This is a genomic window from Streptomyces griseosporeus (assembly GCF_014656055.1).
Taxonomy (GTDB): Bacteria; Actinomycetota; Actinomycetes; order Streptomycetales; family Streptomycetaceae; genus Streptomyces; species Streptomyces griseosporeus.
Genome location: NZ_BNBR01000007.1, coordinates 353,214 through 372,464, shown reverse-complemented (window position 1 = coordinate 372,464; position 19,251 = coordinate 353,214). Strand labels below are relative to the sequence as shown.

The window sequence follows — 19,251 nt, the reverse complement described above, 5'->3', positions numbered from 1 at the left end:
GGGTTACTTCTCCTCGGAACCGGTGGGGCGGGTGTGGGTGACGGCGGGCTCGTTGCCCCCGAGCAGCAGGTAGAGGACGGCCATCCGGATGGACACGCCGTTGGCGACCTGCTCGATCGCGGTGCAGCGGCCGGAGTCGGCGACCTCGGCGGTGATCTCCATGCCGCGGACCATCGGGCCGGGGTGCATCACGATGGCGTGCTCGGGCAGCTTGGCCATGCGGTCGCCGTCGAGGCCGTAGCGGCGGGAGTACTCGCGCTCGGTGGGGAAGAAGGCGGCGTTCATCCGCTCGCGCTGGACGCGCAGCATCATCACCGCGTCGCACTTGGGGAGCGTGGAGTCCAGGTCGTAGGAGACCTCGCAGGGCCAGGTCTCGATGCCGACCGGCAGCAGGGTGGGCGGCGCGACCAGGGTGACCTCGGCGCCGAGGGTGTGCAGCAGGTCGACGTTGGAGCGGGCGACCCGGCTGTGCAGGACGTCGCCGACGATGGTGATCCGCTTGCCGGCGAGGTCCTGGCCGAGTCCGGCGTCCCGGCCGACGAGCCGGCGGCGCATGGTGAAGGCGTCCAGCAGGGCCTGGGTGGGGTGCTGGTGGGTGCCGTCGCCGGCGTTGATGACGGCGGCGTCGATCCAGCCGGAGTTCGCCAGGCGGTACGGCGCTCCGGAGGCGCCGTGCCGGATGACGACGGCGTCGACGCCCATGGCCTCCAGGGTCTGGGCGGTGTCCTTCAGGGACTCGCCCTTGGACACGCTGGAGCCCTTGGCGGAGAAGTTGATGACGTCCGCGGAGAGGCGCTTCTCGGCGGCCTCGAAGGAGATCCGGGTGCGGGTGGAGTCCTCGAAGAAGAGGTTGACGATCGTGCGGCCGCGCAGGGTCGGCAGCTTCTTGATCGGCCGGTCCGCGACCCGGGCCATCTCCTCGGCGGTGTCGAGGATCAGGACGGCGTCGTCGCGGGTGAGGTCGGCGGCCGAGATGAGATGACGCTGCATCTGTCAGGCTCCGTAAGGCAGTTCAAGACGGGAGGATGAGGGCAAACCGGTGCACGGCGGGCATGCCGAAGCAGGCCCTGGCCCGGGTTGCTACTGGTCGGCCTTGGCGCCGAGCAGCACGGTGTCGCGACCGTCCTCCTCGGCGAGCTGGACCTTGACCGTCTCCCGCAGCGACGTGGGGAGGTTCTTGCCGACGTAGTCGGCGCGGATCGGCAGTTCGCGGTGACCGCGGTCGACGAGGACCGCGAGCTGCACCGCGCGGGGGCGCCCGATGTCGTTCAGGGCGTCGAGGGCGGCGCGGATGGTGCGGCCGGAGAAGAGCACGTCGTCGACGAGGACGACCAGCTTGCCGTCGATGCCGTCACCGGGGATCTCGGTGCGGGCCAGCGCGCGCGGCGGGTGCATGCGCAGGTCGTCGCGGTACATGGTGATGTCGAGCGAGCCGCAGGGGACCTTGCGCTCGGTGATCTGCTCCAGCTTGACGGCGAGCCGCTGGGCGAGGAAGACGCCTCGGGTCGGAATGCCGAGGAGCACCACGTCGTCGGCGCCCTTGGCGCGCTCGACGATCTCGTGGGCGATGCGGGTCATGACCCGCGCGATGTCGGGGCCTTCGAGAACGGGCCGGGCGTCGGACGCTTGCGCGTCCTGCTGCTGCTTGTCCATACGAAACGGACCTCCTTCTCCGCCTCACGGGACGGACCTTAAAGGACGTCGGGATTGCGCCATCCACGGTAGCAGGTGGCAGCGACACCCCCGGATCACCCCCCTGAGGGGCGTCGATTCACTCCACTGGCGCAATCGGGCGGCGATACCACGGAAGAGTCGGTGTGGACCATTCGGCTTGACGCAGGAGAATCACGCTGCGTAACCTCACAGTGAGTTACCAGCCGCGCGGCAGGAAGCCAGTCCCGTCGCGTCGACACAGTGCCGGGGAGCTATATGTCCAGCGAATACGCCAAACAGCTCGGGGCGAAGCTCCGGGCCATCCGCACCCAGCAGGGCCTTTCCCTCCACGGTGTCGAGGAGAAGAGCCAGGGACGCTGGAAGGCGGTCGTGGTCGGTTCGTACGAGCGCGGCGACCGTGCCGTGACCGTGCAGCGCCTCGCCGAGCTGGCGGACTTCTACGGCGTCCCGGTGCAGGAGCTCCTCCCGGGCACCACCCCCGGCGGCGCCGCCGAGCCGCCGCCGAAGCTGGTCCTGGACCTGGAGCGGCTGGCCCACGTGCCGGTCGAGAAGGCGGGCCCGCTCCAGCGCTACGCGGCGACGATCCAGTCCCAGCGCGGTGACTACAACGGCAAGGTGCTCTCCATCCGCCAGGACGACCTGCGCACGCTGGCGGTCATCTACGACCAGTCGCCCTCGGTCCTGACCGAGCAGCTGATCAGCTGGGGCGTCCTCGACGCGGACGCGCGCCGCGCGGTGGCCCACGAGGAGAGCTGACCGCTCCCGGCGGGTCCAGCAGAAACGTGCCGCCGGGGTGGCCGGAACTTTACGGTTCCAGCCGCCCCGGCGGCTTTCTGCGTTCTGGGTGACGCCACGGGGCCACCCGGGCCGCAGGGCGGCGCGCACAGACGCCACAGGGCCCGCAGCGGAGTGCTGCGGGCCCTGTGGCATGTCGTACCTGTCTCACGCCTCCCGGCGGAGCGAAGGCTTGAGCTCCTTCAGCCGGCCGAGAAGCCCGTTCACGAACGAGGGCGACTCGTCCGTGGAGAACTCCTTCGCCAGCTGCACCATCTCGTCCAGGACCACGGCGTCCGGGGTCTCGTCGACCCAGATCAGCTCGTAGGCGCCCAGGCGCAGGATGTTGCGGTCGACGACCGGCATCCGGTCCAGCGTCCAGCCCACCGAGTACTGCGCGATCAGCTCGTCGATGCGCTTCGCGTGCTCCGCGTAGCCCTCGACCAGCTGCATCGTGTACTCGCTCACCGGCGGCTGCCGGGTGTCATCCCGGGAGAGCCGGATCCAGTCCGCGAGGACCGTCAGGACGTCGGCGCCGCGCTGGTCGCCCTCGAAGAGGATCTGGAAGGCGCGCTTGCGGGCCGTGTTGCGGGCAGCCACGGTTAGCTGTTCACCCGGCCGAGGTAGTCGCTGGTGCGGGTGTCGACCTTGATCTTCTCACCGGTGGTGATGAAGAGCGGGACCTGGATCTGGTGGCCGGTCTCCAGGGTGGCGGGCTTGGTGCCGCCGGTGGAGCGGTCACCCTGGACGCCGGGCTCGGTCTCGGCGACGGTCAGCTCGACGGCGGCCGGCAGCTCGACGAAGAGCACCTCGCCCTCGTGCTGCGCGACGGTGGCGGTGAAGCCCTCGATCAAGAAGTTGGCGGCGTCACCGACAGCCTTGCGGTCGACCATCAGCTGGTCGTAGGTCTCCATGTCCATGAAGACGAAGTAGTCGCCGTCCATGTAGGAGAACTGCATGTCGCGCTTGTCGACGGTGGCCGTCTCGACCTTCACGCCGGCGTTGAAGGTCTTGTCGACGACCTTCCCGGACAGGACGTTCTTGAGCTTGGTGCGCACGAAGGCCGGGCCCTTGCCGGGCTTGACGTGCTGGAACTCGACGACGGTCCACAGCTGGCCGCCTTCGAGCTTGAGCACCATGCCGTTCTTGAGGTCGTTCGTGGTGGCCACGGTTCTCGGAATCTCCTGGACTGACGTGGACGACCCCGGGGCAGGCGCGCAGCGCGAGGCTAGAGCGCGAGCAGCTCCTTGGTCGTGATGGTGAGTAGCTCGGGTCCGCCGTCCGCCTCGGGGCGTACGACGAGCGTGTCATCGATCCGGACGCCGCCCCGTCCCGGGAGGTGGACCCCCGGTTCGACGGTGACCGGCACGCAAGCGTCCAGTTTACCCATGGCCGCGGGGGTCAATTGAGGGTCCTCGTCGATTTCGAGCCCGACACCGTGCCCGGTGAGCGGCGGCAGCCCCTGTGTGTACCCGGCGGAGTCCAGCACCTGGCGGGCGGCGCGGTCCACGTCGCGGTAGGCGGCGCCCGGCACCAGGGACTCCCGTCCGGCGCGCTGAGCGGCGAAGACGAGGTCGTACAGCTCGATCTGCCAGTCCGCGGGCGAGGTGCCGATGACGAACGTACGGCCGATCTCGCAGCGGTAGCCGCGGTAGGTGGCGCCGAGGCAGACGGAGAGGAAATCCCCTTCCTCCACGCGGCGGTCAGTGGGCCGGTGGCCGCGCCGGCCGGCGTTGGGCCCGGCGGCGACGGAGGTCGGGAAGGCGGGCCCGTCGGCGCCGTGGTCCACCAGCCGGCGCTCCAGCTCCAGGGCGAGGTGCCGCTCGGTGCGCCCGACGAGGATGGACTCCAGCAGCTCGCCGAGGGCCTGGTCGGCGATCTCGGCGCCGATGCGCAGGCAGGAGATCTCCTCCTCGTCCTTGACCACCCGGAGCTGTTCGACGGCGCCGCCGAGGTCGGCGAGGCGCAGCCGGGGCGCGACCGAGCGGACCGCCCGGTGCCGGGCGACGGTGAGGTGGTGTTCCTCCAGGGCGAGCGAGTCGGCGCCCTGGGCCTGGGCGAGGTCGGCGGCGGCGACCGCGGGGTCCCCGCCGGGGCCGGACAGTATGTGCCGGCGCAGCGCCTCGTCGGGCCGGCCGCCGGCGGCGGACGGGCGGTCGTCGGACGGGCCGGCGCAGACCAGGACGTCCTCGCGCTTGCCCAGCAGCAGCACGGTGTCCTGCGGGGCGGGGCCCGCGAGGTACCTCACGTTGGCGGGGCGCGTGACGAGCGCGGAGGCACTGCCGCCGGCTTGGCAGCGTTCCCTCAGGCGGGCTCGGCGGGCCGCGTACACCTCTGACATGACACGAGCGTAGGAGTCATGGGCGTTTTGTGCCGTTCGGGAAGAGCCGAGTGGGGGTGCGCCGTAGGGGTGCCGTTCGGTGCCGGGGGTGCGGGGCCCTACGCGGTGCCGGGGTGGCCGCTCGCGCCCGCCCGGTCACCACTTCGGCGGGCTGGCTATCGCTCGTGCCAGGACGTCGTCCAGGATGCGGGCCGTCTCCGGGATGTCGAGCTGGGAGTTGTCGATGATCGGCAGCCCCGAGCCGTACCAGCCGGCCATCCGGCCGTGGATGCGGGCGACCTCCTCGTCGGTGAGGCGGCGGTTGCCGGTGCGCTCGGCGTTGCGCTCCAGGACGATGTCCAGCCCGGGCAGGAGGACGACCGGGAGCAGGCCGGGACCCACATGGCGCTTCCAGCCGCCGAGGCCGACCACCGGGCGGTCGGGGAAGACGGCGTCGTCGAGGATGCAGGAGATCCCGTTGGCGAGGAAGTTGCGCGCGGCGAAGCCGCAGGTGCGGCGGGCGAGGCGGTACTGGGCCTCGGAGTTGTCGTTCCACCCGGACTGCGGGTCGGCGAAGCCGGAGCGGACCCACTCGCGGACGTCGTCGAGGCTGATGTGGGCGGTGGGGACCCGGCGGTGGTCGGCCCAGTACTTCGCCACGCTGGTCTTGCCGGCTCCCGCGGGGCCGATCAGCAGCACGGCGAGGGTGGTGGCGGACGGGTCCGGGGCGGCCGAGGCGGCGTGCGGCGCGCTGGGGGCGCCGACCGGGCCGCCGCCGGGCAGCGGCACATGCCCGGTGGTGTCCGGCGCCGGCGGACCGGACCTGGGCGGCGCGCCCTGGGGCGGCGGCACCGGAGGGCCCTGCGGGACCGGGGCCGCTGGGGGCGCCGGTGGGACCGGGGCCGAGGGCGGTGGCCCGGTGTAGCCCGGTGCCGGGGGCACGGGCGCGGGTCCCTGGTGGGTTCCCGGGTGGTGCGGACCCGGGTGGTGTGCGGCCGGCGACCAGCCGACGGCCGGTCCGTGCCCCGGCTGGTGGGGCGGCGGCAGCGGTGAACCCACTGCGTGCTGCATCCGGTGCCACTCCGTCTCGTACAGGCGGTTGTTGCTGGCAGCGGGCGCGGGACCCGCTCTCCCCACAGCCTAGAAGGCCGGGAGGTACCCCTGTCCGAACGGTACCGCCCCCGGCCGTCGTTTGGTGAACGGCCGGGGGCGGTGTGAAGTGCCCGGTGCGGTAGGCGAATCGGACGGAGGACCGCGGGGCGGTACTTACTGGCCGACCTCGCCGTAGGCGGCGAGGAGGACGGCCGGGTCCGGGCCCTCCAGGACGGTCGGCTTGGCGAGGCCGTCCAGGACGATGAACCTGAGCAGGTCGCCGCGGGACTTCTTGTCGACCTTCATCGTCTCCAGCAGCTTGGGCCACTGGTCGTAGCGGTAGTGCAGCGGCAGGCCGACGGACTCCAGGATCGTGCGGTGCCTGTCCGCCGTCGCGTCGTCCAACCGGCCCGCCAGACGGCCCAGTTCGGCCGCGAAGTGCATGCCGACGGCGACGGCGGCGCCGTGCCGCCACTTGTAGCGCTCGTTCTTCTCGATGGCGTGGCCGAGCGTGTGGCCGTAGTTGAGGATCTCGCGCAGCCCGGACTCCTTCAGGTCGCTGGAGACGACCTCGGCCTTGACCCGGATGGACCGCTCGATGAGCTCCGCGGTGTGCGGCCCGGCCGGCGTGCGCGCCGCCTCGGGGTCGGCCTCGATCAGCTCCAGGATGCGCGGGTCGGCGATGAACCCGGCCTTGATGACCTCGGCGAGACCGGAGACGTAGTCGTTGACCGGCAGCGAGTCCAGCGCCGCGAGGTCGCACAGCACCCCGGCCGGCGGGTGGAAGGCGCCCACCAGGTTCTTGCCCTCGGCGGTGTTGATGCCGGTCTTGCCGCCGACGGCCGCGTCCACCATGGCCAGCACGGTCGTGGGGATCGCGATCCAGCGCACTCCGCGCAGCCAGGTGGCCGCCACGAACCCGGCGAGGTCCGTGGTGGCGCCGCCGCCCACGCCGACGATGACGTCGGTGCGGGTGAAGCCGGACTGGCCGAGCGCCTTCCAGCAGTAGGCGGCGACCTCGGCGGTCTTGGCCTCCTCGGCGTTCGGCACCTGGATGGCGACCGCCTCGTAGCCCTGCCCGGCCAGGTCGGCGCGGAGCGCGTCACCGGTCTCGGCGAGGGCCTCCGGGTGGATCACCGCGACCCGCTTGGCCCGGGTCCCGATCAGACCGGCCAGTTCGCCGAGCAGCTGGCGGCCCACCAGGACCTCGTACGGCTCGGTGCCCGCCGTGCCGCCGACCTGGATCCGTGTCACCGACTCGCTCATGCTTGCTTCAACTCCACTGCGTCCAGGGCGGCTTGGGCGACCTCTTCGGGGGTGCGCCCGTCGGTCGGCACCACCACGGTGGCGACCGCCTCGTACAGGTGGCGGCGGGCCTCCATCAGCTCGCGCCACTGCTTGCGCGGGTTGACCGCGAGCAGCGGGCGGGCCGCGTTCAGGCCGGTGCGCTTGACGGCCTCCTCGACGTCCATCGACAGGTACACCACGCGCTGCCCGGCGAGCAGCGCGCGGGTGTCCGCGTCGAGGATCGCGCCGCCGCCGAGGGCGAGGACGCCCCGGTGCTCGCTCAGGGCACGCCGCACGGCCTGCTTCTCGATCGCCCGGAAGGCCGCCTCGCCCTCCTCGACGAAGATGTCGGAGATGGCCCGGCCCTGCTCGGCGACGATGTCGTCGTCGGTGTCCCGGTAGCCGGCGTCCAGCCGCTCGGCGAGCAGCTGCCCGACGGTGGACTTGCCGACGCCCATCGGCCCGACGAGGACGAGGAGCGGCCCGCTCATCGGATGTGCAGGTGGTCGAGGTACGACTGCACGTTGCGGCGGGTCTCGGTCACCGAGTCGCCGCCGAACTTCTCCGCCACCGCGTCCGCCAGGACCAGCGCCACCATCGCCTCGGCGACGATGCCGGCGGCCGGGACCGCGGAGACGTCGGAGCGCTGGTGGTGGGCCTGGGCCTCCTCGCCGGTGGTGACGTCCACGGTCTTCAGGGCCCGCGGCACGGTCGCGATCGGCTTCATCGCGGCCCGCACCCGCAGCAGCTCACCGGTGGACAGCCCGCCCTCGGTGCCGCCCGCGCGGCCGGAGACACGGCGGATGCCCTCGGCCGTGTTCACGATCTCGTCGTGCGCCTTGGAACCGGGCACCCGGGCCAGCTCGAAACCGTCGCCGATCTCGACGCCCTTGATCGCCTGGATGCCCATCAGGGCCCCGGCGAGCCGGGCGTCCAGCTTGCGGTCCCAGTGCACGTGCGAGCCGAGCCCGACGGGGACGCCGTACGCCAGCACCTCCACGACACCGCCGAGGGTGTCGCCGTCCTTGTGGGCCTGGTCGACCTCCGCGACCATCGCCTTGGAGGCGTCCGCGTCCAGGCAGCGCAGCGGGTCCTCGTCCAGCCTCTCCACGTCGGCCGGGGTCGGGTAGACGCCCTGCGGGGCCTTCACCGAGCACAGCTCCACGACATGGCTGACGATCTCGATGCCGGCCGTCTCCTTCAGGTACGACCGGGCCACCGCGCCCAGCGCGACCCGCGCCGCCGTCTCCCGCGCCGAGGCCCGCTCCAGGATCGGGCGCGCCTCGTCGAAGCCGTACTTCTGCATGCCCGCCAGGTCGGCGTGGCCGGGCCGGGGGCGGGTCAGCGGGGCGTTGCGGGCCAGGCCCGCCAGCACCTCGGGGTCGATCGGGTCGGCCGCCATGACCTGTTCCCACTTCGGCCACTCGGTGTTGCCCACCATGATCGCGACCGGCGAGCCCAGGGTGAGGCCGTGCCGCACGCCGCCGAGGAAGGTGACCTCGTCCCGCTCGAACTTCATGCGCGCGCCGCGGCCATAACCGAGCCGCCGCCGCGCGAGATGATCCGCCACCATCTCCGTGGTGATCGGCACGCCGGCGGGAAGACCCTCCAGCGTCGCGACAAGTGCGGGACCGTGGGACTCACCCGCGGTCAGCCAACGCAGCCTGCTCAACGAAGCTCCTCAGTGGTCGCGCCCTGGTTACTGCCCGGCGTACGCGCGTGCTCGCGTACGGCGGCGGCGCGGCCGGGTGCGCGGCCCGGGCCCGCCACCTCCGATCCTCCCACGTCCGGGCCGGGGATCCGGTCGCCGGTCCAGCAGACGGACGCCCGGTGGGCGGTCAGCGGTCGGCGAGCGCCTTCTCCCCCGCCCGGCGCATGGCCTCCAGCGGGGCCGGGGAGCGCCCGGTCATCTGCTCGACTTGGAGGACGGCCTGGTGCACCAGCAGGTCGAGCCCGCTGACGACGGCCCCGCCGAACATGGACCAGCGGGCGGCCAGCGCTGTGGGCCAGGGGTCGTAGAGCACGTCGAACAGCGCGGCGGGGCGTTCCGGTACGGCGGCGGCGAGCGCGTCCGTCGTCCCGGCCGGGGTCGTGGCGACGACCAGCGGGGCGCGCAGCGCCTCGGCCGCGTCCGCCCAGTCGGCCGTGCGGACCTCGACGTCGAGCCGCTCGCCCCAGGCGCGCATCTCGGCGGCGCGGGCCTCGCTGCGGACGTAGACGGTGATCTCGCCGGCGCAGACCCGGGCAAGGGCGGCCAGCGCGGAGGAGGCGGTGGCGCCGGCACCGAGGACGGCGGCCGAGTCGACCTGCTCGATGCCGTGCTCGCGCAGCGCGGCGACCATGCCGGGGATGTCGGTGTTGTCGCCGACGCGGCGGCCGTCCTCGGTGAACACCAGGGTGTTGACCGCCTCGACCGAGCGGGCCGTGTCGCTGATCTCGTCGAGCAGCGGCAGGACGGCCCGCTTGAGCGGCATGGTCAGCGACAGCCCGGCCCACTCGGGGCCGAGGCCGTCGACGAAGGCCGGCAGCGCCGCCTCGTCGACCTCGAAGCGGTCGTACGTCCAGCCTTCGAGGCCCAGCTCGGCGTAGGCGGCGCGGTGCAGCACCGGGGAGAGCGAGTGGGCGATGGGCTTGCCGAGCACGGCGGCCCGGCGGACGTCAGCTGCCATGGATGCCATACGGCGATCATCCCACGACGCCCTTCTCGCTCGCCCCCGGCAGGTGGGGCCTAGGCCAGGCCGTAGGCGGAGCCGCACTGCTCCTTGTCGCCCTTCACGGCGCAGACCGTGACGGTGATGGGGGTGCCTTCCTTGATGTTGCCGGTCTTCCAGCCGGAGAAGTAGTACGCCGCGTGGCCGCGGGACGTGGCCTTCCGGTAGCCCTCGGCGCCGACCTGAGTCGCCGCCTCGGCCTCGATCCCCCAGCCGTCGCCGAGGATGTCCCTGACCGCGAGGGCGTCACCGGGGATGGCCGGTGTGACGGTGTTGTCGGGGTCGGCGTTCCAGTCGGCGAAACCCGCGCGCACGTGGTTGTTGTAGACCTCGATGCTGAAACTCTTGCCGACGCGGTCCACGCTGAAGGTGAAGTTCGGGTCGGCCGAGGCGCTGCCGGCCCCCGTGGCGAGGGCAGCACCGGTGAGGCCGGTCACGGCGACGGCCGTGCCGAGCAAACGCTTGAAGCTGTGCACTTGTGTGAATCTCCCCTGATGACGGGCGGCCTGGTCAGGGCCGCCCGGAAGGCGGGGCGTCCGTGCGTGTCGCGCGAACACCCCTGATCGGGATGATCCTATCCGAAGGTGTCATGCCCATGCCCGGCGCCTCCGGAGCCCGGTCAGCTCTTGCCGCGCGAGGCGGTCCACTGCTTGACCAGCTTGTCGTGTTCGGCGAAGGTGCGGCTGAACTTGCTGGTCTTGCCGTCCATGGAGATGAAGTAGTACCAGCCGTCGTGCGTGGGATCGAGGGCGCCCTTGAGCGCCTCCTCGCCGGGGTTGTCGATGGGGCCCGGCGGGAGTCCCTTGACGTAGTAGGTGTTGTACGGGTTGTTGTACCGGCGCAGCTCGGCGATGCTCAGGTCGAGCTTGCTCTGGTTCTTCACGTAGTTGTACGTGGAGTCGAACTCCAGGGCGCCGTAGGTCTCGGGGTTGCCGGGCTTGAGCCGGTTGTAGACGACCTCGGCCATCTTGCGGAAGTCGTCGTGGCTGGTGCCCTCGGCCTGCACCAGGCTGGCCACGGTCAGCAGCTGCCAGGGGCCGTCCAGGCCGAGGTCCTGCGCCTTCTGCTCCAGGCCCAGCTCCTCGTACTTCGCGGTGGCCTGCGACACCATGTCCTTCAGGACGGCCTTGGGCTCCTGGCCCTTGGCGGCCGCGTAGCTGGACGGGTACAGGAAGCCTTCCAGTGGGTCCTTGAGGTTCGGGTGGTTCAGCGCCCAGGCGGGCAGGCCGAGGTTCTTGTACTCCTTCTTCGCGACGGCCGCCGTGGTGCCCGCGCTCACGCCGAGGCGTTTGTCGATCAGGCTGTAGACGGCGGTGTTGCGCAGGCCCTCGGCGATGATCAGGTTGCTGCGGCTCTTCGGGCTGAGCATGAGTTCCACCGCGCTCGCGGCGGACATCTCCTTCTGCAGCGTGTAGACGCCGTCCTGGAGCGACTTGCCGTCGGGGTTCGCCTCCAGCGCGGAGACGAACGCGGCCGCGCTCTTGACGACGCCGCCCTCCGACAGCTTCCGGCCGATCTCCCAGCCGCCGGCGCCCTTCGGGATGACGACGGTGACCTGCTCGCCGTTTCCGCTGCCCGCGTAGTCCGGGGCCGCGCTGAAACGTTCCTTGTAGAACTGGTAGCCGAAGTAGCCGGCGCCGCCGATGCCGCCGCCGAAGACCAGCACGACGACCAGGCAGGCGCAGCCGTTGCGGCGCTTCTTGCCCTTCGCGCCGCCCTTGCCGCGCCGCTCGCCGCGTCCGCGCCGGCCCTCCGGCTCGTCGCCCGTGCTCTCGTCGTCCTCGTCGTCCCCGCCCGCGAAGAAGGCGTGCTCGCCCTGGTCGGGGCCCGGGTCCCAGTCCGTCTGGGGCTCCGGCTCGGCGCGCCGGCGGGCGGGCGGCTCCGGCGGCGGGTAGGCGTCCGGGGTCTGGTAGAAGTCGGGCTGCTCACCGCCGTACCCGGCGGACTGCTGGCCGTAGGGGTCGCCGGGGTCGGGGGCGTACGGCATCTGCTGGTGCCCGCCGGTGCCTTCCCAGCCGCCCTGCTGGTACGGCTGCTGCTGCTCGGGGCCGCCGTAGTACTGCTGCTGGTCGTAGCCGGTCTGCTGCTGCTCGTCGTAGCCGGAGTGCTGCTGCTGGTCGTAACCGGAGTGGTGCTGCTGGTTCTGGTCGTAGCCGGGGTGCTGCTGGCCCTGGCCCCAGTCGCCCTGTCCCTGGGTGTGCGGCTGCTGCGGATAGTGCTGCTGCTGGCCGCCGTAGGCAGGCTGGTGCCCGGAGTGGGCCTGCTGCCCTTCCCATCCGCCGTCCCCGTACAACGGGTCCTGCGGATGCCACGGTTCGGAGCCTGCGCCCCGGCCATACTCAGTCATCGATCCCCTAGAGCCGCGAGGCGGCGGTCACGCGGCACTCGGTCCGGTTTCCCGTTCCGCCTCTCTCTGTGCGGCGGCTGTTCGAACACCGCCGCATCGCGCGGAACGTTACCGTACCGCGATCAGATGACCACTTCGACGCCCTCGCCGGGTGCTTCACCTGACACCCGTTCGGATTCGAGCGCCTGCTGAAGGATGATCACAGCGGCCGCCTGGTCGATCACGGAGCGGCCCTTCTTGGACTTCACGCCCGAGGCGCGCAGGCCCTGACTGGCCGTCACGGTCGTCATCCGCTCGTCGACGAGTCTCACCGGAACGGGCGCGATCATCCGGGCGAGCTGCTGGGCGAAGCCGCGGACCTTGGCGGCGGCGGGGCCCTCGCCCCCCTTGAGGGAGCGAGGGAGCCCGACGACGACCTCGATCGGCTCGTACTCCTCCACCAGCTGCTTCAGCCGGCGGTGGGCGGCGGGCACGTCCCGGCCGGGGACCGTCTCCACCGGGGTGGCGAGGATCCCGTCGGGGTCGCACGAGGCGACCCCGATCCGGGCGTCCCCGACGTCGATCGCGAGACGTCGTCCTCGGCGCATTACTTCGCCGTCTCCGCGACCAGCCGCTCGACGGCGTCGACGGCCTCGCCGATGGCGGCCGGGTTCTGGCCGCCGCCCTGGGCGACGTCCGGCTTGCCGCCACCGCCGCCGCCGAGCGTCTTGGCGGCGGTGCGCACCAGGTCACCGGCCTTCAGGCCGCGGTCGCGGGCGGCGTCGTTGGTGGCGATGACCGTGAGCGGCTTGCCGTTGTTGACCGTGAACAGGGCGACCACGGCGGCCCGCCCGCCCTGGATGCGGCCGCGCACGTCGAGGACGAGCTTGCGCAAGTCGTCCGGGGTCGTGCCGTCCGGGACCTGGCCGGTCACCACGGCCACACCGCGGACGTCCTTGGCGGACTCGGCGAGACCGGCGGCGGCCTGCAGGACCTTCTCGGCCCGGAACTTCTCGATCTCCTTCTCGGCGTCCTTCAGCTTGCCGAGCATGGCGGAGACCTTCTCGGGCAGCTCCTCCGGGCGGCCCTTGAGCAGCTCGGTCAGCTGGTTGACGACCGTGTGCTCACGGGCGAGGAAGTTGTAGGCGTCCACACCGACGAGGGCCTCGATACGGCGCACACCCGAGCCGATGGAGGACTCGCCCAGCAGCTTCACCAGGCCCAGCTGGGCGGTGTTGTGCACGTGCGTGCCGCCGCACAGCTCCTTGGAGAAGTCGCCGATGGTCACGACGCGGACCCGCTCGCCGTACTTCTCGCCGAACTCGGCGATGGCGCCCTGCTTCTTGGCCTCGTCGATGCCCATGACCTCGGCGCGGACGTCCAGGTCGCGGGCGAGCACCTCGTTGATCTTCTGCTCGACGTCGGTCATCACGGCCGTCGGGACGGCGGACGGGGAGCCGAAGTCGAAGCGGAAGCGGCCGGGCTGGTTCTCCGAACCGGCCTGGGCGGCCGTCGGGCCGAGGGCGTCGCGCAGGGCCTGGTGGGTGAGGTGGGTGGCCGAGTGGGCGCGGGCGATGGCCGTGCGGCGCTTGGCGTCGATGGAGGCGTGGGCCTTGGCGCCGACGGTGACCTCGCCGACCTGGACGACGCCCTTGTGGACGTAGACGCCCGGGACGGGCTTCTGGCAGTCGCGGACCTCGATGACGGCACCGGTGTCGACCTTGATCCGGCCGGTGTCGCCGATCTGGCCGCCGCCCTCGGCGTAGAACGGGGTGCGGTCGAGGACGATCTCGACCTCGTCGCCCTCGGTGGCGGCGGGCGAGGAGACCCCGTCGACGAGGATGCCGACGACGGTGGACTCGCCCTCGGTGTCGCTGTAGCCGATGAAGTCGGTCGCACCGGCCCGGTCGGCGATCTCACGGTAGGCGCCGAGGTCGGCGTGGCCGGTCTTCTTGGCCTGGGCGTCGGCCTTGGCGCGCTCCCGCTGCTCCTTCATCAGGCGGCGGAAGCCGTCCTCGTCCACGGCGAGGCCCTGCTCGGCGGCCATCTCCAGGGTGAGGTCGATCGGGAAGCCCCAGGTGTCGTGGAGCAGGAAGGCCTTGTCGCCGGGGAGCACGGTGGAGCCGGCGGCCTTGGTCTCGGAGACGGCCGTGTCGAGGATGTTGGTGCCGGCCTTCAGCGTCTTGAGGAAGGCGTTCTCCTCGGCGAGGGCGACCTTCTCGATGCGCTCGCGGTCGGTGATCAGCTCCGGGTACTGCTGGCCCATCATGCCGATCACGACGTCGATCAGGTCCTTGACGACCGGACCGGTGGCGCCCAGCAGGCGCATGTTGCGGATGGCGCGGCGCATGATGCGGCGCAGCACATAGCCGCGGCCCTCGTTGCCGGGGGTGACGCCGTCGCCGATGAGCATGGTGGCGGTGCGCATGTGGTCGGTGACCACGCGCAGGGACACGTCCGAGGCGTGGGCGTCGCCGTAGCGGACACCGGTCAGCTCGGTGGCCTTCTCGATGACGGCCATGGAGGTGTCGATCTCGTACATGTTCTGCACGCCCTGCAGAATCATGGCGAGCCGCTCCAGGCCGAGGCCCGTGTCGATGTTCTTGCTCGGCAGGTCCCCGAGGATCTCGAAGTTGTCCTTGCCGATGCCCTCGCCGCGCTCGTACTGCATGAAGACGAGGTTCCAGATCTCCACGTACCGCTCGTCGTTGACGGCGGGGCCGCCCTCGGCGCCGAACTCGGGGCCGCGGTCGTAGTTGATCTCGGAGCAGGGGCCGCACGGGCCGGGCACGCCCATGGACCAGAAGTTGTCCTTCATGCCCAGGCGCTGGATGCGCTCCATGGGGACGCCGACGACCTCGTGCCAGATGCGCTCGGCCTCGTCGTCGTCCTTGTAGACGGTGATCCACAGGCGCTCGGGGTCGAGGCCGTAACCGCCCTTGTCCTGGGGCGTGGTGAGCAGCTCCCAGGCGAGCTTGATGGCGCCTTCCTTGAAGTAGTCGCCGAAGGAGAAGTTGCCGCACATCTGGAAGAACGTGCCGTGCCGGGTGGTCTTGCCGACCTCTTCGATGTCGGGCGTGCGCACGCACTTCTGCACGCTGGTGGCGCGCGGGAAGGGCGGCTTGACCTCGCCCAGGAAGTAGGGCTTGAAGGGCACCATGCCGGCGGGGACCAGGAGCAGAGTCGGGTCGTCCGCGATGAGCGACGCCGAAGGGACGACGGTGTGCCCGCGCTCCTCGAAGAAGCTCAGCCAGCGACGGCGGATCTCAGCCGACTCCATCAGTGGTCCTCATTCCGGTTGTACGAGTACGTCGTGTTCTCGATGTACTGGGGGTTGCTGCGGTCGTGCTCCAGGGCGGCGAGCCGCCTGGGCGGGGAGAGCTCGGGGTTCTCGTGGATGCCGAGGGCCTCTTCGAGCTCGGCCTCCCGCTGGGCCATGTTGTCGCGGACGTCGAGGGCGAAGCCCACCGCTCGGTCCTTGAGCCGCTGCCCGGTCTCCAGTGCCTTGTTCGCCGCGGTGGCGGCCAGGTTCTCGGGGGTCAGCTGCTTCAGCTTGCGGTTGACCTTGGTGGTGGCCCACACACCGGCGGCGACACCCGTGGTGAACCAGAACGTACGGCGGAACATCGCTCGGTCTCAGTCCTTACTTCCGCTTGCCCCGCCGCGCGGACGGGACGGTGCGGCCCACGATCACGGTACGCCGGGGCGACTTGGCGGGCACGTCGTCCCGGCGGCCGCCCTCGTCCTTGCGGCCGCCGAGGGCGCGGCGGACGCCGTAGCCGAACGCCGCGACCTTGACCAGCGGTCCGCCGAAGGTGGAGGCCACGGTGGTGGACAGCGCGGAGGCGTTCGACGTGACCTCCTGGACGTCCGAGGCGATCGCGTCGACCCGGTCGATCTGGGTCTGGGCGGAGCGCACCGCCGCGGAGGCGTCGGCCAGCAGAGGGACGGCCTGGTCGGTCACGTCCGCCACGAGCTTGGTGGTCGCCCTGAGCGTCTGGGCCAGCCTCGCGAGAGCCACCGCGAGGAAGGAGACCAGGATCGCCCAGAAGACGGCCACCAGGATCCCGGCCACCTCGCCTCCGGACACCTTGTGCACCCGCTCCCTGAAACGTGCCTGAACATCGAAAAAGCAGTGTCACCGAGCCTATCGCGCCGGGGCTGCGGCTCCGTAACGGATTACGTCGAGTACGGGGGGAGTTCGTGGAGACGATTGTACGGACTGAATACGGTTCAGTACGCTCCGTGTTCCATGCGAGATCATCAGCGCGGCGACGGCGCCCTGAACGGCAATCTGCCCGTGGAGCCCAACGCGTTCGTGGGGCGGTCGGCCGAACTGGCCGGGCTCGCCGCGGCCCTGGACGCCGCGCGGCTGGTGACCGTCACCGGGCCGGGCGGGGTCGGCAAGTCACGGCTGGCCGCGCGCGTCGCCGCCGGCGCCGGGCCGCGGGACGGGGCGTGGCGGGTGGAGCTGGCCCCGCTGCGCGACCCGGAGTTCCTCGACTACGCGGTCGCGGAGGCGCTGGCGCTGACGGACCAGACCACGCGGGCTCCGCGCGAGACGCTGCTGGCGCATCTGGCCGGGCGTGAAGTGCTGCTGCTGCTCGACGGGTTCGAGCATCTGGCGGAGGCGTGTGCGGAGCTGGTGGCCGATCTGCTGGGCCGGCTGCCGCGGCTGAAGGTGCTGGCGGTGGGCCGGCGCCCGCTGTGTCTGGCCGGTGAGCGGCTGTTCCCGCTGGCGCCGCTCGCCGAGGCGGACGCGGTGGAGCTGTTCGCCGACCGGGCCGCCGCGCAGGGCGTGCCGGTCGAGGCGGACGCGGCGGACGTGCGGGAGCTGTGCCGGCGTCTGGACGGGATCCCGCTGGCGGTGGAGCTGGCGGCGGGGCGGCTGCGGGCGCTGTCGCCGCGGCAGCTGCTGGAGCGGTTCGACGACCGGTTCCGACTGCTGACCGGCGGGGCGCGCGACGCTCTCCCCCGCCATCAGGCGCTGCGCACGGCGATCGGCTGGAGCCATGAGCTGTGCACGCCCGAGGAGCGGCTGCTGTGGGCGCGGCTTTCGGTGTTCGCGGGGCAGTTCGACCTGGAGGCCGTGGAGTATGTGTGCAGCGGCCACGGGCTGGACGCCGACCGCGTGCTCGACGTGCTGACCGAGCTGATCGCGCAGTCGGTGGTCACCCGCGAGGAGACTCCGGTGGGCGTGCGCTACCGCATGCTGGACACGATCCGCGCGTACGGCGCCGAGTGGCTGCAGGCCACGGGGGACGCGCTGCGGCTGCGGCGGCGGCACCGGGACTGGTACATCGGCCTGGCGACCTGGTGCGAGCTGGACTGGTTCTCGCCGCGGCAGTCGGAGGTGGCCGCGCGCGTCGAGGCGGAGCTGCCGAACCTCAGGTGCGCGCTGGAGCACTGCCTGACCGAGCCGGGCGAGGCGCACCTGGGGCAGTACCTGGCGGGCTCGCTGTGGTTCCTGTGGGTGGGCTGCGGGCGGCTGCCGGAGGGCCGGCACTGGCTGGAGCGCAGCGTCGAGCTGGACGCCGAGCGGACGGCGAACGAGCAGTCCCGGCTGAAGGCCCTGTGGGTGCTCGGCTATGTGGCGATCCTCCAGGGCGACACCGTGCCCGCGCTCGCGGCGCTGCAGGAGTGCCGGGACGAGGCGGAACGCATCGCCAACCCGACGGCGCTGGCCTACGCCGAGCACCGCACCGGCTGTCTCGCGCTGGTCTCGGACGACATGGGGCGTGCGGAGACGCTGCTGCGGTCGGCGCTGGAGCGGTACCGGGAGATCGGCGAGCTGAACAGCAATGTGCTGATGGGCCAGGTGGAGCTGGCGATGGCGCGGGCGTTCCTCGGGGATCTCCAGGACGCGGTGCGGATCAGCGAGGACGTACGCCGGATCTGCGACGACCACGGGGAGCGGTGGACGCGGGCGTACGCGCTGTTCGTGCTGGGGTACGCGGCCTGGGCCGAGGGCGACCTGCCGCGCGCACGCTCGCTGCTGTCCGCCTGCCTGTCCGACGCGCACGGCTTCCACGACCTGCTGGGCTCGGTGCTCGCGATGGAGCTGCTCGCGCTGGTGACGGCGTCGGAGGGCGACGCGGCGGAGGCCGCCGTGCTGCAGGGCGCGGCGAGCCGTGTCTGGCCGTCGGTGGGGCTGCCGCTGTTCGGCTCGGCCTACTACAACGCCCCGCACGAGCTGTGCGAGGCGACGGCCCGGGGGCAGCTCGGTGACGAGCGGTACGAGGAGTGCGTACGCCGGGGCCGGCTGCTCGGCCGGGAGGCGGCCGTCGCCCGGGCGCTGCGCCAGGGGGCGGACCCGGCGCTGGACGGGGTGCCGGCGCCGCGCGGCGGGCACGGGCGGGGCGGTGGTACCGGAAAACGCAGACCCGCCGCCTCCCGCACCCGGAAGGGCGGGGAGACGGCGGGCTGAGGTGGTGCTAGCGCCGGCCGGAGATCAGCGGGCGTAGTACTCGACGACGAGCTGCTCGTCGCAGATCACCGGGATCTCCTTGCGGTTCGGCTCGCGGTCCAGGCGGAACGCCAGGGCCTTGAGGTTCACCTGCAGGTAGCGCGGGGTCTCGCCGTCGGGCGCGAAGCCACCCTCACGAGCGATCGTGAAGAGGGTCTTCTCCTTGGAGCGGTCGCGGACCTGGACGACATCGTCGGGACGGACGACGAAGGACGGCTTGTCGACCTTCTTGCCGTTGACCTGGATGTGGCCGTGGACGACCATCTGGCGGGCCTGGTAGATGGTCCGGGCGATGCCGGAGCGCAGGACCAGCGCGTCGAGGCGCTTCTCCAGCTCCACGATCAGGGCCTCACCGGTCTTGCCCTGGACCTTGGACGCGCGCTCGTAGGCGCGGACCAGCTGGCGCTCGGAGATGTCGTACTGCGCGCGCAGACGCTGCTTCTCCAGCAGACGGACCTTGTAGTCCGAGTTCTGCTTGCGGCCACGGCCGTGCTCACCCGGCGGGTAGGGACGGGCCTCGAAGTACTTGACGGCCTTCGGGGTCAGCGCGATGCCGAGGGCACGCGACTTCTTGACCTTGGGGCGGGACTGGTTCGCCACT

Annotated in this window: 19 protein-coding genes; 2 read left to right on the top strand and 17 right to left on the bottom strand. The window is 71.7% G+C overall.

What is annotated here, in order from left to right; all coding sequences use genetic code 11:
- Positions 1–3: 3 nt before the first annotated feature.
- Positions 4–990: an aspartate carbamoyltransferase catalytic subunit gene (locus IE308_RS30915; RefSeq protein WP_110626896.1), complete on the bottom strand. Its 987-nt coding sequence runs from the start codon at positions 988–990 to the stop codon at positions 4–6.
- Between the two features lie 90 nt (positions 991–1,080).
- On the bottom strand, positions 1,081–1,653 hold the full coding sequence (gene pyrR, locus IE308_RS30910; RefSeq protein ID WP_190220421.1) for a bifunctional pyr operon transcriptional regulator/uracil phosphoribosyltransferase PyrR: 573 nt from the start codon (positions 1,651–1,653) through the stop codon (positions 1,081–1,083).
- A gap of 276 nt (positions 1,654–1,929) precedes the next feature.
- On the opposite strand from pyrR, the gene bldD reads away from it, so the two are divergent.
- The gene (bldD, locus tag IE308_RS30905; protein ID WP_110626898.1) at positions 1,930–2,430 is read left to right on the top strand and encodes a transcriptional regulator BldD; all 501 of its coding nucleotides are present in this window, start codon (positions 1,930–1,932) and stop codon (positions 2,428–2,430) included.
- A gap of 186 nt (positions 2,431–2,616) precedes the next feature.
- Here the strand turns inward: bldD and nusB are convergent, their stop codons facing one another.
- The 14 genes from nusB to IE308_RS30835 all read right to left on the bottom strand — a co-directional run bounded on the left by nusB (position 2,617) and on the right by IE308_RS30835 (position 16,283).
- The gene (gene nusB, locus IE308_RS30900) at positions 2,617–3,048 is read right to left on the bottom strand and encodes a transcription antitermination factor NusB (RefSeq protein WP_110626899.1); all 432 of its coding nucleotides are present in this window, start codon (positions 3,046–3,048) and stop codon (positions 2,617–2,619) included.
- A 2-nt stretch (positions 3,049–3,050) separates the two neighbouring features.
- Complete coding sequence (gene efp / locus IE308_RS30895) at positions 3,051–3,617, bottom strand: elongation factor P (RefSeq protein WP_110626900.1); 567 nt, start codon at positions 3,615–3,617, stop codon at positions 3,051–3,053.
- Positions 3,618–3,676: 59 nt separating this feature from the next.
- Entirely contained in the window at positions 3,677–4,789 is a 1,113-nt protein-coding gene (locus IE308_RS30890; RefSeq protein WP_110626901.1) for an aminopeptidase P family protein, read from the bottom strand.
- 135 nt (positions 4,790–4,924) lie between these two features.
- Positions 4,925–5,839, bottom strand: a complete 915-nt coding sequence (locus tag IE308_RS30885) for a Pro-rich N-terminal domain-containing protein (protein WP_190220420.1) — start codon at positions 5,837–5,839, stop codon at positions 4,925–4,927.
- Positions 5,840–6,034: 195 nt separating this feature from the next.
- Positions 6,035–7,126, bottom strand: a complete 1,092-nt coding sequence (gene aroB, locus IE308_RS30880) for a 3-dehydroquinate synthase (RefSeq protein WP_110626903.1) — start codon at positions 7,124–7,126, stop codon at positions 6,035–6,037.
- Positions 7,123–7,638, bottom strand: coding sequence for a shikimate kinase (locus IE308_RS30875; RefSeq protein WP_190220419.1), 516 nt, complete (start codon positions 7,636–7,638; stop codon positions 7,123–7,125). Before IE308_RS30875 ends, aroB begins: the two co-directional genes overlap by 4 nt.
- Positions 7,635–8,819 carry a chorismate synthase gene (gene aroC, locus IE308_RS30870; RefSeq protein WP_190220418.1) on the bottom strand — a complete coding sequence of 395 codons (1,185 nt, stop codon included), beginning with the start codon at positions 8,817–8,819 and terminating at the stop codon, positions 7,635–7,637. The genes IE308_RS30875 and aroC overlap by 4 nt, the downstream gene beginning before the upstream one ends.
- A 166-nt stretch (positions 8,820–8,985) precedes the next feature.
- Positions 8,986–9,825 (bottom strand): shikimate dehydrogenase, encoded by an 840-nt coding sequence (locus IE308_RS30865; RefSeq protein ID WP_190220417.1) that lies wholly within the window; start codon positions 9,823–9,825, stop codon positions 8,986–8,988.
- A 50-nt stretch (positions 9,826–9,875) separates the two neighbouring features.
- Entirely contained in the window at positions 9,876–10,334 is a 459-nt protein-coding gene (locus IE308_RS30860; RefSeq protein WP_190220416.1) for a hypothetical protein, read from the bottom strand.
- A 143-nt stretch (positions 10,335–10,477) separates the two neighbouring features.
- A complete protein-coding gene (gene mltG, locus IE308_RS30855; protein WP_190220415.1) occupies positions 10,478–12,205 on the bottom strand; it encodes an endolytic transglycosylase MltG in 1,728 nt (575 codons plus the stop codon).
- A gap of 122 nt (positions 12,206–12,327) precedes the next feature.
- Positions 12,328–12,792, bottom strand: a complete 465-nt coding sequence (gene ruvX / locus IE308_RS30850) for a Holliday junction resolvase RuvX (protein ID WP_110626909.1) — start codon at positions 12,790–12,792, stop codon at positions 12,328–12,330.
- Positions 12,792–15,464 carry an alanine--tRNA ligase gene (gene alaS, locus IE308_RS30845; protein ID WP_190220414.1) on the bottom strand — a complete coding sequence of 891 codons (2,673 nt, stop codon included), beginning with the start codon at positions 15,462–15,464 and terminating at the stop codon, positions 12,792–12,794. Before alaS ends, ruvX begins: the two co-directional genes overlap by 1 nt.
- A complete protein-coding gene (locus tag IE308_RS30840) occupies positions 15,464–15,811 on the bottom strand; it encodes a hypothetical protein (protein ID WP_110626911.1) in 348 nt (115 codons plus the stop codon). Before IE308_RS30840 ends, alaS begins: the two co-directional genes overlap by 1 nt.
- A 16-nt stretch (positions 15,812–15,827) precedes the next feature.
- On the bottom strand, positions 15,828–16,283 hold the full coding sequence (locus IE308_RS30835; protein WP_110626912.1) for a DUF948 domain-containing protein: 456 nt from the start codon (positions 16,281–16,283) through the stop codon (positions 15,828–15,830).
- 153 nt (positions 16,284–16,436) lie between these two features.
- Here IE308_RS30835 and IE308_RS30830 point away from each other — a divergent pair, with 153 nt between their 5' ends.
- On the top strand, positions 16,437–18,611 hold the full coding sequence (locus IE308_RS30830) for an ATP-binding protein (protein ID WP_190220413.1): 2,175 nt from the start codon (positions 16,437–16,439) through the stop codon (positions 18,609–18,611).
- Positions 18,612–18,635: 24 nt separating this feature from the next.
- On the opposite strand, the gene rpsD is transcribed toward IE308_RS30830, so the two are convergent.
- Positions 18,636–19,250 carry a 30S ribosomal protein S4 gene (gene rpsD / locus IE308_RS30825; protein ID WP_029383113.1) on the bottom strand — a complete coding sequence of 205 codons (615 nt, stop codon included), beginning with the start codon at positions 19,248–19,250 and terminating at the stop codon, positions 18,636–18,638.
- Position 19,251: the final 1 nt, after the last annotated feature.